This is a genomic window from Phenylobacterium sp. NIBR 498073 (genome assembly GCF_027286305.1).
Lineage (GTDB): Bacteria > Pseudomonadota > Alphaproteobacteria > Caulobacterales > Caulobacteraceae > Phenylobacterium.
This window is the reverse complement of the sequence record NZ_CP114599.1, coordinates 507,890-521,066: the sequence shown is the minus strand read 5'-3', so window position 1 is coordinate 521,066 and position 13,177 is coordinate 507,890. Positions and strand designations below refer to the sequence as shown.

Genomic DNA, 13,177 nt, shown 5'->3' with positions numbered 1-13,177 from the left:
CCGGTTCTTTAGGCATTGCCGTGAAGATGGCGCTTCCTCGCTTCCGTATCCAGCGTCACCGGCTTCATGATCTCACCGCTCTCCAAGCTCGGCCTCGGCTCCGCACAGTTCGGTCTGGACCAGACCACGCTGGTGCGCGGCCGCGCGCCCAAGGCCGAAGCCCGGGACATCCTGGACATCGCCGCGCGCGCGCAGCTGCCGGTGCTGGACGTGGACAGTCATTCCGGCGTCGCCGTGGCGGCGCTGGGCGAAGTGCTGCCGCGCCCGACGCCGTTCCGCGTCTCGATCTCGACCGTGCGTCCCGACCGGGGCCCCGACTATGTCGAGGCCGAGGCCCGCGCCACCCTGCGCCGTCTGGGCGTGGAGCAGGCCGACGCCATCCTGGTGCCTTGCGCCGCCGACCTGTTCGGCCCGCACGGCATGGCCCTGTGGAACCGCCTTCGGGCGATGAAGGACGCCGGCCTGACCCGCAAGATCGGGGTGTCGGTGTTCGCGTCCGACGATCCGCTGGGCGTCGCCCGCCGCTTCCGCCCCGACATCGTCCAGGCTCCGGCCTCGCTGCTCGACCAGCGGCTGCTGATCGACGGCACCCTGGCCGCCCTGGCCGGGCTGGGGATCGAGGTGCACCTGCGCTCGATCTTCCTGAACGGCCTGCTGTTCCTGCCGCCCGACCGCGCCCCGACTCATCTGAAGGCCGCCGCCAGCCGCATCTCTCGCGCGCGCCGGCTGATCGCCGAGGGCCGCTCGGACCCGCTGCAGGCTGCGCTGGGCTTTGCGCTCTCGCGCGTCGAGGCCGCCACCGTGCTGGTCGGCGTCACCTCCCCGGCCGAGCTGTCGGCGGTGATCGCCGCCGCGTCGAGCCCGCCGCCGGATCTCGATTGGGACGAGATGGCGATCGACGATCCGATCGCCCTCGACCCCCGCGCCTGGGCCGCCGCCTAACGCTTGGCCCAGACCCCGAACGGGTCGACGAAATCCTTGCCGAGCGCCTGGGCCACCGCCGGGTGGGTGACCGCGCCCTTCAATACGTTCAGCCCCTTGGCCAGGTGCGGATTGTCCCGCAGCGCCTCCAGCCCGCGGTCGGCCAGCGCCAGGCCGAACGGCAAGGTGGCGTGGACCAGCGCCTCCGACGACGTGCGCGGCGCGGCCCCCGGCATGTTGGCCACGCAGTAGTGCACGACGCCGTCGACCACATAGGTCGGCTCGGCGTGAGTGGTCGGGTGCGAGGTTTCGAAACAGCCGCCCTGGTCGATCGAGACGTCGACCAGCACCGAACCGGTCTTCATCCTCTTCAGGTGCTCGCGGCGGACCAGCTTGGGGGCCGAGGCGCCCGGCGTCAGCACCGCGCCGATCACCACATCGGCCTTCAGCACCTCCTCCTCCACCGCGTCCAGGGTCGAGTAGCGGGTCAGGATGCGGCCCTGATAGAGGTCGTCGATCTGGCGCATGCGCGGGATGGAGCGTTCCAGCACCACCACCTCGGCCCCGAGACCGGCGGCCATGCGCGCGGCGTTGATGCCCACCACCCCGCCGCCGAGCACGCAGACCCGCGCCGGCGGCACGCCCGGCACGCCGGAGATCAAGAGCCCCATGCCGCCGTTGTGCTTGAGCAGGGTCTCGCCGGCCGAGAACACCGCGATCCGCCCGGCCACCTCCGACATCGGGGCCAGCAGCGGCAGCCCGCCGGCGGCGTCGGTCACCGTCTCGTAGGCGATGCCGGCGCAGCCCGAGGCCAGCAGCCCGTCCGCCTGTTCGGGATCGGGGGCCAGATGCAGATAGGTGAAGAGAATGTGGTCGGCGGTTAGCCGCACCCACTCGCTCGGCTGCGGTTCCTTGACCTTCACGATCAGCTTGCTGGCGGCGAAGATCGCCTCGGCGTCGGCGACGATGGCCGCGCCGGCCCGGCGATAGGCCTCGTCGGCATAGCCGGCCCCGGTTCCGGCCCCGGCCTGCACCGCGACCTCGTGGCCGCGCTCGACATATTCGCGGACGGCGGTGGGCGTCAGGCCCACCCGATGCTCGTTCGGCTTGATCTCGCTGGGAACGCCGACCTTCATGCAGCCGCCTCCGTCCGGGTTTGTCCCCCAGCGGAGTTGGATGGCTTATCGGCGCGCGGTCAACCCAGCACGCAGGCGGCCATGCCCTCGCGGTTGATGGTCCCGGCCGCCTTGCCGATCTTGCCCGAGCGGCGCTTCACATAGGGGCCCGGCTTGGCCGCCCGCCACTTCAGCGGGCTGGGCAGGATCGCCGCCAGTCGCGCGGCCTGGGCCGGGGTGAGCTTGTCGGCGCTGACCCCGAAGTTCTTTTGGGCGGCGGCCTCGGCGCCGTAGACGCCCGGGCCCCACTCGATGGAGTTGAGATAGACCTCCATGATCCGCGGCTTGCCCCAGATCACCTCGATCAGCACCGTGAAGTAGGCCTCCAGCCCCTTGCGGACATAGGAGCGGCCCGGCCACAGGAAGACGTTCTTGGCGGTCTGCTGGCTGATCGTGGAGCCGCCGCGCAGCTTCTTGCCCTTGGCGTTGGCCTCGTAGGCCTTCTCGATGGCGTCGAAATCGAAGCCGTTGTGGTCGCAGAACTTGGCGTCCTCGGCGGCGATCACCGCGCGCACCAGGCGCGGCGAGATTTCGTTCAGCGGTTTCCAGCGGCGGTCGAACCCCTGGCCCTCGGTCACCCGCTGGACCATCAGCCAGGTGATCGGCGGCGGCACGAACCGGTAGATGGCCGTGACCATGACCGGGCCGACCAGGCCGAAGATCAGCACCAGCACGAACAGGCCGCCGATCAGCCGCCCGAACAACCCTTTCGACGCCTTCGCCAAGACCCTTGCCCTTACCCCACGGCCGGATAGTAGCGATGCTTCGAGCCACGTTTCCGGTCAAGCCGCCGCAAGGACGCAATCTGTTGAACGTTTCCGACGCCGTCGCCGCCCGCCAGTCGATCCGCGCCTTCAAGCCGGACGTCCCCTCCGCCGCCGTCGTCCGCGAGATCCTGGAGGCGGCCGCCCGCGCGCCCTCCGGCGGCAACCTGCAGCCGTGGCGGGTCTACGCCCTGGCCGGCGAGCCCCTGGCCCAGTTGAAGGCACAGGTGGCCGCCAACCCGATGGGCGAGCCGATGGAGTACGACGTCTATCCGCCGGACCTGTGGGAGCCGCTCCGCACCCGGCGCTTCAAGAACGGCGAGGAGCTGTACGCCTCGGTCGGCATCCCGCGCGAAGACAAGCCCGCCCGCCTGCGGCAGTTCGCGCGCAACGGCGAGCTGTTCGGCGCGCCGGTCGGGCTGTTCTTCTGCCTAGACCGCAAGGTGGGCCCGCCGCAGTGGTCGGACGTCGGCATGTACATGCAGACCGTGATGCTGCTGGCCACCGAACGCGGGCTGGACACCTGCGCCCAGGAGTACTGGGCCCGCTATCCGCAGAGCGTGGCCCAGGCGGTGGGCCTGCCGGCCGACCACATGGTGTTCTCGGGCATGGCCCTGGGCTGGCGCGACGAGGCCGCGCCGATCAACACCTTCCGCTCCACCCGCGACCCGTTCGAGGTCTGGGGGGAACTTAAGGGGTTTGAGTAAGCCAAGGGTGTCATCCCGGTTTGCGAAGCAAGACCGGGCCCCATGAAAACCGAAGCGCCGCATGAGACTCTGCGGCGCCCCCTGGTCGCAGGCCGGCGACAATGGGTCCCGGTCTTCGGCTGTGCCGAAACCGGGATGACACCCGTGCTCGATGCGTTCGCTGACTAAACGCTCGCCACGCCCGCGGCGCCGTCCTCGTCGCCCCAGGCGACCCGGGTCCCGTCCTTGCTCATGGCCAGGGCCGCGATCGCCGCGCCCTTCTCGGCCTTGAGCTGGACGATCTTCTGGCCGGCCAAGTCGCAGGCCCAGACCCGGCCGTCGTCGAGCCCAGCGCAGACCCACTGGCCGCCCGGCATGCCGTCGACGCGCACCACCATGGCGCTCTCGTCGAAGCCGACCTCGGCCGCCTGCTTGCCCATCGGGCCGGTCGCCCCGGCGAAGGGCCAGGCCACCAGGCCGTTCGCGCCGGAGGTGATCAGCAGCTGCCCCTTGGCGACGAAGGACATGCTTTTGACCTTCACCGGATAGCCGCCCATCCGCAGGTTCTTCTCATCGGCGACCCGCCAGCCGTGCAGGGCGTTCTCCTGCATGGCCGACATCAGGAACTTGCCGTCGGGGCTGAAGGCCAGGCCCACATGGCTGCCGGCCCATTTCAGGACATAGGGCTTCTGCTCGGCGATCTTGGCGTACCAAAGCCAGGCGCCGCCATAGGTCGCCGCGGCGACGCGCCGGCCCTTGGGGTCGAAGACCACGGCCGCGACCGACTTCTCATGCGTGAACGTCCGGCTGAAGGCCGGATCGGCGCTGTCGCGGATATGCAGGTCCTTGCCGGCCGAAAAGGCGATCAGCTTGGATTCCGGCGAGGCGTCGACCGAATCGATCCAGCGGCCGGAGATCTTGGCGAGCTCGGTCGCGCCGGAAACCCGCGACCAGACGACGCGTCCGTCGTCGCCGCCGGTGATCAAGCCCTCGCCGCTCGGGTGCAGGCAGGCGCAGAGAATCGCCCCGTCGTGGGCTTCGATCTGCTCGCCCGACTCGAATCGGACAGTGCCGTCGCCGAGAGCGAACAAGGCCTTTCCGTCCTTTCCGAACAGGGCGGCGGTGACATAGGCGTCGAACTGGAAAGTCATGGCGCGGTCTTACCTGCCTAACATTGGTCTTGGCGAGAGGCGGAATCGCTCGGATTCACGCCCGGCAAACAGGCGCCGAGCAGAGCAGGCCGTCTGATGAACCCAAGTTCGCAGGTTCGGGCTTTACAAGCGCATTTTGTTTAGCGAAGGGTGTCGCTGACTGTGCGGCGGCCCCAGTGTAGGGGCCCTAGGGAAGGAAATTCATATGGGTGCGAAGCTGGGAGGCGGAGGCGGCGGCAAGTTCGACCTCGGCCAAAACAGCGACATCAACGTCACGCCCTTCGTGGACGTGATGCTGGTGCTCCTCATCATCTTCATGGTGTCGATCCCCGCGGCGACGGTGTCGATTAAGCTCGACCTGCCGCCGGCGGTTCCGCCGCCTCCGGGTACGAAGGTCGAAGAGCCGACGCTGATCAACGTTCAGCAAGGCGGCAAGGTGTTCATCGGCGACGTCCCGACGTCGCTGGACACGCTGCCGGCGGATCTGGCCCGCATCCTGAACAAGCCGGAACCGACCGAAGAGCGCGTCTACATCCGCGCCGACCGGACCGTTCGCTACGGCGACTTCATGGCGGTGATGAACACCCTGCAGGGCAACGGCTACTTCCAAGTCGCCCTGATCAACGAAGAACTCTAAGCAGATCTTCGGACGCGAATAGAAAGGCCCGCCCAGGGAAACCCGGGCGGGCCTTTTTCTTATGCGCTCAATTCCTCCCCCGCTGGGGAAGGTGGACCGCCGAAGGCGGGACGGAGGGGGACCGCTCTCAACGACGAGCGCCAACGCCCCCCTCAGTCAGCCATTCGGCTGACAGCTCCCCCAGAGGAGGAGCAACTGCAGATCTACGCCGCGCAGGCCTCGAAGCCTTCGCGCAGCTTGGCCTCGTCGAGGTTGCGGCCGATGAACACCAGCCGGCTGTAGCGCTTGTCGCCGTCCTTCCACTGCCCCTGGAAGTCGCCCTCAAGGATCATGTGCACGGCCTGGAACACCAGGCGGCGGTCCTCGCCCTGGACGTCGAGGATGCCCTTGGCGCGCAGGATATCAGGACCTTGGTCCTGCAGCACCTGGTTCAGCCAGTTGGTCACCCGTTGCCCGTGGATCGGCTTGTCGAGCGTGAGCGAGATGCCGCGAATGCCCGCTGCCGCCGCATGGTCCGCATGATCATGGTCGTGGTGACCGTGGTCATGATCGCCGTGGTGATGATGATGGTCGTGATCATGGTCGCAGTGCTCGTCGTGAACGTGGCCCGGTTCGCCATGGGCGGGATTGAGGAATTCCGGCTGCACCTCGGTGATGCGCGCCAGGTCGAAGCTGCCGCGGCCGAGAATCGCCTCGAGCGGCACTTGCGAACGTTGGGTGCGGTGGATCGGCGCCAGCGGGTTCAGCCGGCGGATCGCCGCCTCGACGCTGCGCAACTCGTCCTCGGTGACGAGATCGGTCTTGTTCAGCACGATCTGGTCGGCGAAGGCGATCTGCTCGACCGCTTCCTTGGAATCGGCCAGCCGCAGCGGCAGGTGCTTGGCGTCGACTACGGTGGTGACGCTGTCGAGCTGGGTCTTGGCCTTCACGTCGTCGTCGACGAAGAAGGTCTGGGCGACCGGGCCCGGATCGGCCAGGCCGGTGGTCTCGACCACGATGGCGTCGAACTTGCCCTTGCGCTTCATGAGGCCGGACAGCACGCGGATCAGGTCGCCGCGCACGGTGCAGCAGACGCAGCCGTTGTTCATCTCGAACACTTCTTCGTCCGCGCCGACGATGAGGTCGTTGTCGATCCCCACCTCGCCGAACTCGTTGACGATGACGGCGTACTTCTTGCCGTGGTCCTCGGTGAGGATGCGGTTCAAGAGCGTGGTCTTGCCGGCGCCGAGATAGCCGGTCAGGACGGTGACGGGGGTCTTGTCGGTCATGGACGTCATCTAGTCATTGATCGAGGCGAAGGGAACAGGCTGCGGCCTTCGACCGCTTGACCATTATATAGGTGTTATCGAATAACACCGCGCCCACGTCCTCTCCCGGCGGAAATGGCGAAACTACCTGCTGGGGCGTGATCGCCGCCGAACCGGTTTCCACTTCGGCTATCACGCTCCCTGACCGCCGCTCTATATAAGGGCCACAGTGACCGCCTCCGCCCCCGAACGCCAAGGACAGATGGACGCCTTTCGGGGCGATCGCGTCTATCTGGGCGCCGACCACGCCCGAAACGAGCGACGGACCTGGCTGGTAGCGGCGATCTGCGTGCTGACCCTGGCCGGCCAGATCGGCGGCGGCCTGATCTTCAATTCCATGGCCCTGATCGCCAACGGCGTGCACATGGCCGCCCACGTCGCGGCCCTGGTGGTGGCCGCGGGCGCATATCGGATGGCCCGACGCTACGCCCAGGATCCACGCTTCTCGTTCGGCACCGGCAAACTCGGCTATCTGGCCGGGTTCGCCAACGCCGCCGTGCTGGCGGTCAGCGCCGTGCTGGTCGCCGTGGAGAGCAGCCATCGCGTGCTGTCGCCTTCGCCGGTGGCCTATGACGGGGCCCTGGCCCTGGCCGGCGCGGCCCTGGCGGTCAATTTGGTCTGCATGTGGCTGCTGCGGCCGGCACACGCTCACGCCCATGACCGCGACGGCGACCTCAACCTGTCGGCCGCGCATCTGCACCTGGCGGGGGACGCGGCGGTGTCGGCGCTGGCCATCGCCGGGCTTGGGCTCGGCCGCCTGTTCGGCTGGGCCTGGGCCGACGCCCTGGCCGGCCTGGCCGGCGCGGTGTTGCTGGCGCACTTCGCCTGGCGGCTGATGGTCCGCACCGGCGCGGTGCTGCTCGACGTCAATCCCTCGCCCGAACTGACCGCCGAGATCCGCCGGCGGATGGAAGCCGGCGGCGAACGGCTGCTCGATCTGCACCTCTGGCGCCTGGGCCCCGGCCACCACGCCGCCATCGTCGTGGTCGAGTCGCGGGACGCCCAGCCGTCCGAGATCTACCGCGCGAGGCTCGCCGGCTTGCCGGGCCTGAGCCACGTCACCGTAGAAACACGCCAGGCGCGTTGACTCTCAACGGTCCCTCTGTATAAGTCCGCGCCTCTCGCCCGCGGGCTATCTCGCGGGCGCAATCCATTTTGCTATAGTCCAAGGCGCCAACGATGTACGCGGTGATCAAAACCGGCGGAAAGCAGTACCGGGTTCAAGCCGGTGACCTGCTGGTCGTCGAAAAGCTCGACGGTGAACCCGGTGCGGAAGTCGCGTTCGGCGACGTCCTCATGGTCGGTGACGGCGAGGCCGTGACCATCGGCGCCCCGCTGGTCGATGGCGCGAAGGTCTCGGCCACCCTGATCGAAACCCGCAAGGGCGAGAAGGTGAAGATCTTCAAGAAGATCCGCCGCCAGGGCTATCGCCGCACCCGCGGTCACCGCCAGTCGGAAACCGTCCTGCGCGTCACCGCGATCGACGGCGCCGGCAAGTCGGCCAAGTGGGACGGCAAGGTCGACCTGACCTCGAAGGCCCTGCTGGACGCTCGCGCCCGTAACCTGAAGAACGTGGTCGCCGAACTGGAAGCTGCGGCCGCCCCGGCCAAGGCCGAAGCTCCGGCCAAGAAGGCTGCGCCGAAGAAGGCCGCCGCCAAGAAGTCTGACGACGCCGCCGAATAAGCGCGCACTAGAGAGTTAGGAGAGAGCTATGGCTCACAAGAAATCTGGCGGCTCTTCGCGCAACGGTCGCGACTCGGCTGGCCGCCGCCTTGGCGTCAAGAAGTTCGGTGGTGAAGCTGTCGTCGGCGGCAACATCATCGTGCGCCAGCGCGGCACGAAGTTCTTCCCGGGCGACAACGTCGGCATCGGCAAGGACCACACCCTCTTCGCGACCGCCGCCGGCGCCGTGAAATTCGTGACCAAGCGCGACGACCGCACCTACGTGAACGTGGTTGTGGCCCAAGCAGCTGAATAATCAGGCGAACCTCTTGAAACCGGGTTCGCCGTAAGGCGGACCGGGCAGAGTGCTTCCGAGGGGGAGTCCGGACCGCCGGACTCCCCCTCTTTGCGTTCTGGGGCCCCGACAGAGGGCCGGGAGGTAGACCAATGTGCGCGATCGAACTGGAGCCCGTCATCACGACGCAGCGGCTGCGGCTGCGTAAGGCCCGCAAGGCCGACGCAGCCCGCCTGGCGAGCTTCGCCAACGACTTCGACGTGGCCCGCATGACCACGGGCATGCCCTATCCCTACGGGGTTGAGCACGCCGAAGGCTTCCTGGAGAAGGCCAGCGAGGCCGATCCCGCCCGCGAGGCGGTGTTCGTCGTCGACCACCCCGAGCACGGCGCCATCGGCGTGCTGGGCTTCGACACCCGCGAGGGCGGCGAGCGCGAGATCGGCTACTGGATCGGCCGCCCCTACTGGGGCCAGGGCTACGCCACCGAGGCCGCCAGCGGCGCGCTGGTCTGGGCGCACCGCACCTGGGGTCGGCGCTACATGCATGCCGGCCACTTCGCCGACAACCCGGCCTCGGGCCAGGTGCTGTGCAACGCCGGCTTCCTCTACACCGGCGATGTCGAGTTGCGCCCGTCGATCGCCCGCGGCGGCCGGGCCACCCCGACCCGGATGATGGTGTGGCTGGCTTGAGGCCACACACGCGATGAATCGAAGCGCTCCGCGGCCGCAAGGCTCGACGGGGCGCTTCCCATGCTACAAAAGGCCCCGATGAAGTTTCTCGACCAGTGCAAGATCTATGTCCGCTCCGGCAACGGCGGCGGCGGCGCTGTGTCGTTCCGGCGCGAGAAGTACATCGAGTACGGCGGTCCCGACGGCGGCGACGGCGGCAGCGGCGGCGACGTCTGGATCGAGGCGGTCGAGGGTCTCAACACCCTGATCGACTACCGCTACACGCAGCACTTCAAGGCCGGCACCGGCGTGCATGGCATGGGCCGCAACCGCCACGGCGCGGCCGGCGACGACGTGGTCCTCAAGGTCCCGGTGGGCACCGAAGTCCTCGACGAGGACAAGGAGACCCTGATCGCCGACATGGATACGCCCGGCAAGCGCATCCTGCTGCTCAAGGGCGGCAACGGCGGCTGGGGCAACGACCGCTTCAAGGGCCCGATCAACCAGGCCCCGCGCCACGCCAATCCGGGCCAGGAGGGCGAGGAGCGCTGGATCTGGCTGCGGCTGAAGCTGATCGCCGACGTCGGCCTGGTCGGCCTGCCCAACGCCGGCAAGTCGACCTTCCTGGCCGCGGCCAGCGCCGCCAAGCCGAAGATCGCCGACTATCCGTTCACGACGCTCGCCCCCAACCTCGGCATGGTCGATCTCTCGCCCAGCGAGCGCTTCGTGCTGGCCGACATTCCCGGTCTGATCGAAGGCGCCTCGGAGGGCGCGGGCCTCGGCACTCGGTTCCTCGGCCACGTGGAGCGCACGGCGGTGCTGATCCACCTCGTCGACGCCACCCAGACCGACGTCGCCGAAGCCTGGCGCACCGTCCGCGGCGAGCTCGAGGCCTATGGCGAGGACCTCGGCGACAAGACCGAGATCGTCGCGCTCAGCAAGATCGACGCCCTCGACGACAGCGTCATCGCCATGCAGCGGGAGGCCCTGGAAGAGGCGATCGGCGGCAAGGTGCGGCTGGTCTCCGGGGTATCTGGCAAGGGCGTGACCGAACTGCTGCGCGAGGCCTACGGCATGGTCCGCGCCCGCAAGGCGCAGATCGCCGAGGAAGAGGCCGAACAGTCCGGCGGCGGAGGCTGGACGCCGTGAGCCGCCTCGGGGAGGCCAAGCGGGTCGTCGTCAAGGTCGGATCGGCGCTGGTGGCGGGCGAGACCGGCCCCGATTCGGCCTGGCTGTCGGCCTTCGCCGCCGACCTGGCGCGGTTGCGGGCCCGCGGCCAGCAGGTGCTGGTGGTCTCGTCGGGCGCCGTGGCGCTGGGCCGCCGCCGTCTTTCCATGGGCGGGCGCAAGCTGACCCTGCCCGAAAAGCAGGCCTGCGCCGCCGCCGGCCAATCGGAACTGATGCGGGCCTGGGAAGAGGCGCTGGTTCCACACGGCCTGGTCGCCGCCCAGGTGCTGATCACCCGCGACGACACCGAGATCCGCAGCCGCTGGCTGAACGCCCACGCCACGCTCTCGACCCTGCTGGGCCTGGGCGTGATCCCGGTCGTCAACGAGAACGACACCGTGGTCACCGAGGAAATCCGCTACGGCGACAACGACCGGCTGGCCGCGCGCGTCGCCCAGATGATCCGCGCCGAAGCCCTGGTCCTGCTGTCGGACATCGACGGCTTCTACACCGCCGATCCCCGCAGCAATCCAGCCGCCGAGCACCTGCCGCGCATCAGCCAGCTGACGCCCGAGATCGAGGCCATGGCCGGCGGAGCCAACGCCAGCGCCGGGGTCGGCACCGGCGGCATGGCCACCAAGATCATGGCCGCCCGCATCGCCCAGTCGGCCGGCTGCGCCACCATCATCACGCTGGGCCGGCGCCCTGCGCCGCTCGCGGCGATCGAGGCCGGCGAGAAGGCGACGGTGATCGAGCCGTCGGTCTCGGTCGCGGCCGCCTACAAGGCCTGGATCGCCGGCTCGCTGGCCACCTCCGGCGCGGTGATCGTCGACGATGGGGCGGCCAAGGCGCTGGCCACCGGCAAGAGCCTGCTGGCCGCCGGCATGCTCGCGATCGAGGGCCGCTTCGGCAAAGGCGACGCCGTGGTCGTGGTCGACGAAACCGGACGCGAGATCGGCCGCGGCCTGGCCCGCTACGACTCCGAGGACGCCGGGCGCATCCGCGGCCTGAAGTCCGACGCCATCGAGGGCGTGCTGGGCTTCAGCTACGGCCCGATGATCCACGCCGACGACCTGGCGCTGGCGGCGCGGACCCCAGCCTGACCGACGATTGCGGATTTGCGACAGGCCCTAAAGGGGCCTACTAAACCTCAAACTGAGCATTAGGGCGCGTAATGGACGACGCGGCGGCGAGCACCAAGGCCGAGACGGGAGCCCGGACGGGCAAGCTGGAGACGCTGGTCGCCGGCATGCCGATTCCGTTCGGCGGCGACCGCGTGGCCTATGTCTCCGACAAGCTGGCGGCCGCCTTCAAGCCGGGCGACCGGCTGGTGGTGGTCCAGGAAACCGGCGACCTGCTGCATGTGCCGGCGTCCGTCCAAGCGATCGCCGCCGGCGCCGTGGGCCGCGCCCACGACGCATTCGGCCAGCTCGCCCAGGTCGGCGACGACGCCATCACCGCCTTCTTCGCAGCCTTTGCGGACAACCTGGCCGACGACGGCGCCTGGGGCGCGATCGCCAAGGCCAACGCCGAGGACGTCGCCCGCGCCCAAGCAAGGGGCCGCTCCACCACCCGCCTGGCGGTCAACGCGGCGATGCGCGCCGACATGATCGCCGGCCTCCACGTCTGGCGGGACGCCAAGGTCGGCCGCGGCCGGCTGGTCGAGCGGGTCGAGCATCCCGGCTGGAGCGTCGAACAGGTCGCCGCCCCGCTGGGCGTGGTCGGCTTCATTTTCGAGGGCCGTCCCAACGTCTTCGCCGACGCCACCGGCGTGCTGCGCACCGGCAATACCGTGGTCTTCCGCATCGGCTCCGACGCGCTGGGCACCGCCCGCGCCATCGTCGAGCACGCGCTGGACCCGGCGCTGCAGGCCGCCGGCCTGCCGCCCGGCGCGGCCGCCCTGGTCGACAGCCCCGAGCACGCCGCCGGTTGGGCGATGTTCTCCGATCCGCGCCTGGCCCTGGCCGTCGCCCGCGGCTCCGGCCCGGCCGTGGCCCAGCTGGGCGCCATCGCCCGCCAGGCCGGCGCGCCGGTCAGCCTGCACGGCACGGGCGGCGCCTGGATGGTGGCCGCCGCCGACGCCGACCCGGCCCGGTTCAAGGCCGCCGTCTACCACTCGCTCGACCGCAAGGTCTGCAACACGCTCAACGTCTGCGCCATCGTCCGCGAGGCCGCCGGGACGCTCGTTCCCGCCTTCCTCGAGGCCCTGGACCTCGCCGGCGAGCGCCGCCGCAATGTGAAGCTGCATGTGGTCGAGGGTTCGGAAGGCGCCCTGCCCGCCGCCTGGCGAGCCGCCCGCGTCACCGTCGGCCGCGCCGAGGGCGCCGTCGAGGAGCCCAAGGTGGAGCTGCTGGCCGAACGCGACCTGGCCCGCGAGTGGGAGTGGGAAGAGACCCCGGAACTGACCCTGGTGCTAGTCGACAGCGTCGAGGGCGCCGCCGCCCTCTTCAACCGCTACAGCCCGCAGTTCGCCGCCAGCCTGATTTCGCAGGACGCCGCCGCGCACGAGCGCTTCTATAGCGCCGTCAACGCCCCCTTCGTCGGCGACGGCTTCACCCGCTGGGTCGACGGCCAGTTCGCCCTGGACCGGCCCGAGCTCGGCCTTTCCAACTGGGAGCATGGCCGCCTGTTCGCCCGCGGCGGGGTGCTGTCGGGCGACGGGGTGTTCACCGTCCGCGCCCGGGTCCGCCAGAGCGATCCCAACCTCGACCGCAATCCGGCCACGGCGAAGACGCTTTGAGATC

14 protein-coding genes are annotated in these 13,177 nt (G+C 69.4%); 10 read left to right on the top strand and 4 right to left on the bottom strand.

The window, feature by feature from the left end:
* The first annotated feature begins 66 nt into the window (after positions 1-66).
* Positions 67-942: a bifunctional regulator KidO gene (locus O4N75_RS02645; protein ID WP_267232767.1), complete on the top strand. Its 876-nt coding sequence runs from the start codon at positions 67-69 to the stop codon at positions 940-942.
* Here the strand turns inward: O4N75_RS02645 and ald are convergent.
* The gene (ald, locus tag O4N75_RS02640) at positions 939-2,057 is read right to left on the bottom strand and encodes an alanine dehydrogenase (protein ID WP_269627838.1); all 1,119 of its coding nucleotides are present in this window, start codon (positions 2,055-2,057) and stop codon (positions 939-941) included. The two genes, O4N75_RS02645 and ald, sit on opposite strands and share 4 nt — an antisense overlap.
* A 59-nt stretch (positions 2,058-2,116) precedes the next feature.
* Positions 2,117-2,800: a monofunctional biosynthetic peptidoglycan transglycosylase gene (gene mtgA / locus O4N75_RS02635; protein ID WP_269629424.1), complete on the bottom strand. Its 684-nt coding sequence runs from the start codon at positions 2,798-2,800 to the stop codon at positions 2,117-2,119.
* Between the two features lie 104 nt (positions 2,801-2,904).
* On the opposite strand from mtgA, the gene O4N75_RS02630 reads away from it, so the two are divergent.
* Positions 2,905-3,567 carry a nitroreductase gene (locus O4N75_RS02630; protein ID WP_269627837.1) on the top strand — a complete coding sequence of 221 codons (663 nt, stop codon included), beginning with the start codon at positions 2,905-2,907 and terminating at the stop codon, positions 3,565-3,567.
* A gap of 164 nt (positions 3,568-3,731) precedes the next feature.
* On the opposite strand, the gene O4N75_RS02625 is transcribed toward O4N75_RS02630, so the two are convergent.
* Positions 3,732-4,697, bottom strand: coding sequence for a WD40 repeat domain-containing protein (locus tag O4N75_RS02625; RefSeq protein ID WP_269627836.1), 966 nt, complete (start codon positions 4,695-4,697; stop codon positions 3,732-3,734).
* 205 nt (positions 4,698-4,902) lie between these two features.
* Here O4N75_RS02625 and O4N75_RS02620 point away from each other — a divergent pair, with 205 nt between their 5' ends.
* On the top strand, positions 4,903-5,334 hold the full coding sequence (locus O4N75_RS02620; RefSeq protein WP_269627835.1) for a biopolymer transporter ExbD: 432 nt from the start codon (positions 4,903-4,905) through the stop codon (positions 5,332-5,334).
* Positions 5,335-5,537: 203 nt separating this feature from the next.
* Here the strand turns inward: O4N75_RS02620 and O4N75_RS02615 are convergent, their stop codons facing one another.
* A complete protein-coding gene (locus tag O4N75_RS02615) occupies positions 5,538-6,611 on the bottom strand; it encodes a GTP-binding protein (RefSeq protein WP_269627834.1) in 1,074 nt (357 codons plus the stop codon).
* A 232-nt stretch (positions 6,612-6,843) separates the two neighbouring features.
* On the opposite strand from O4N75_RS02615, the gene dmeF reads away from it, so the two are divergent.
* From dmeF to O4N75_RS02580, 7 genes are all read left to right on the top strand, one after another.
* Entirely contained in the window at positions 6,844-7,728 is an 885-nt protein-coding gene (gene dmeF / locus O4N75_RS02610; protein ID WP_269627833.1) for a CDF family Co(II)/Ni(II) efflux transporter DmeF, read from the top strand.
* Between the two features lie 92 nt (positions 7,729-7,820).
* The gene (gene rplU, locus O4N75_RS02605; protein WP_269627832.1) at positions 7,821-8,324 is read left to right on the top strand and encodes a 50S ribosomal protein L21; all 504 of its coding nucleotides are present in this window, start codon (positions 7,821-7,823) and stop codon (positions 8,322-8,324) included.
* A gap of 28 nt (positions 8,325-8,352) precedes the next feature.
* Positions 8,353-8,619, top strand: a complete 267-nt coding sequence (rpmA, locus tag O4N75_RS02600; protein WP_183771267.1) for a 50S ribosomal protein L27 — start codon at positions 8,353-8,355, stop codon at positions 8,617-8,619.
* A gap of 131 nt (positions 8,620-8,750) precedes the next feature.
* Positions 8,751-9,287, top strand: a complete 537-nt coding sequence (locus O4N75_RS02595; RefSeq protein ID WP_269627831.1) for a GNAT family N-acetyltransferase — start codon at positions 8,751-8,753, stop codon at positions 9,285-9,287.
* Between the two features lie 78 nt (positions 9,288-9,365).
* On the top strand, positions 9,366-10,415 hold the full coding sequence (obgE, locus tag O4N75_RS02590; protein ID WP_267232757.1) for a GTPase ObgE: 1,050 nt from the start codon (positions 9,366-9,368) through the stop codon (positions 10,413-10,415).
* Positions 10,412-11,536, top strand: a complete 1,125-nt coding sequence (proB, locus tag O4N75_RS02585; RefSeq protein WP_269627830.1) for a glutamate 5-kinase — start codon at positions 10,412-10,414, stop codon at positions 11,534-11,536. The genes obgE and proB overlap by 4 nt, the downstream gene beginning before the upstream one ends.
* Before the next feature lie 71 nt (positions 11,537-11,607).
* Positions 11,608-13,173 carry an aldehyde dehydrogenase family protein gene (locus tag O4N75_RS02580; RefSeq protein ID WP_269627829.1) on the top strand — a complete coding sequence of 522 codons (1,566 nt, stop codon included), beginning with the start codon at positions 11,608-11,610 and terminating at the stop codon, positions 13,171-13,173.
* The last annotated feature ends 4 nt before the right edge of the window (positions 13,174-13,177 follow it).

Excerpts from the sequence above, each read along its gene's own strand:
- O4N75_RS02645 (WP_267232767.1), top strand. The coding sequence starts at position 67 with ATGATCTCACCGCTCTCCAAGCTCGGCCTCGGCTCCGCACAGTTCGGT.
- O4N75_RS02580 (WP_269627829.1), top strand. The coding sequence starts at position 11,608 with ATGGACGACGCGGCGGCGAGCACCAAGGCCGAGACGGGAGCCCGGACG.
- O4N75_RS02620 (WP_269627835.1), top strand. The coding sequence starts at position 4,903 with ATGGGTGCGAAGCTGGGAGGCGGAGGCGGCGGCAAGTTCGACCTCGGC.
- O4N75_RS02595 (WP_269627831.1), top strand. The coding sequence starts at position 8,751 with ATGTGCGCGATCGAACTGGAGCCCGTCATCACGACGCAGCGGCTGCGG.
- rpmA (WP_183771267.1), top strand. The coding sequence starts at position 8,353 with ATGGCTCACAAGAAATCTGGCGGCTCTTCGCGCAACGGTCGCGACTCG.
- rplU (WP_269627832.1), top strand. The coding sequence starts at position 7,821 with ATGTACGCGGTGATCAAAACCGGCGGAAAGCAGTACCGGGTTCAAGCC.
- dmeF (WP_269627833.1), top strand. The coding sequence starts at position 6,844 with ATGGACGCCTTTCGGGGCGATCGCGTCTATCTGGGCGCCGACCACGCC.
- ald (WP_269627838.1), bottom strand. The coding sequence starts at position 2,057 with ATGAAGGTCGGCGTTCCCAGCGAGATCAAGCCGAACGAGCATCGGGTG.
- O4N75_RS02615 (WP_269627834.1), bottom strand. The coding sequence starts at position 6,611 with ATGACGTCCATGACCGACAAGACCCCCGTCACCGTCCTGACCGGCTAT.
- O4N75_RS02625 (WP_269627836.1), bottom strand. The coding sequence starts at position 4,697 with ATGACTTTCCAGTTCGACGCCTATGTCACCGCCGCCCTGTTCGGAAAG.
- obgE (WP_267232757.1), top strand. The coding sequence starts at position 9,366 with ATGAAGTTTCTCGACCAGTGCAAGATCTATGTCCGCTCCGGCAACGGC.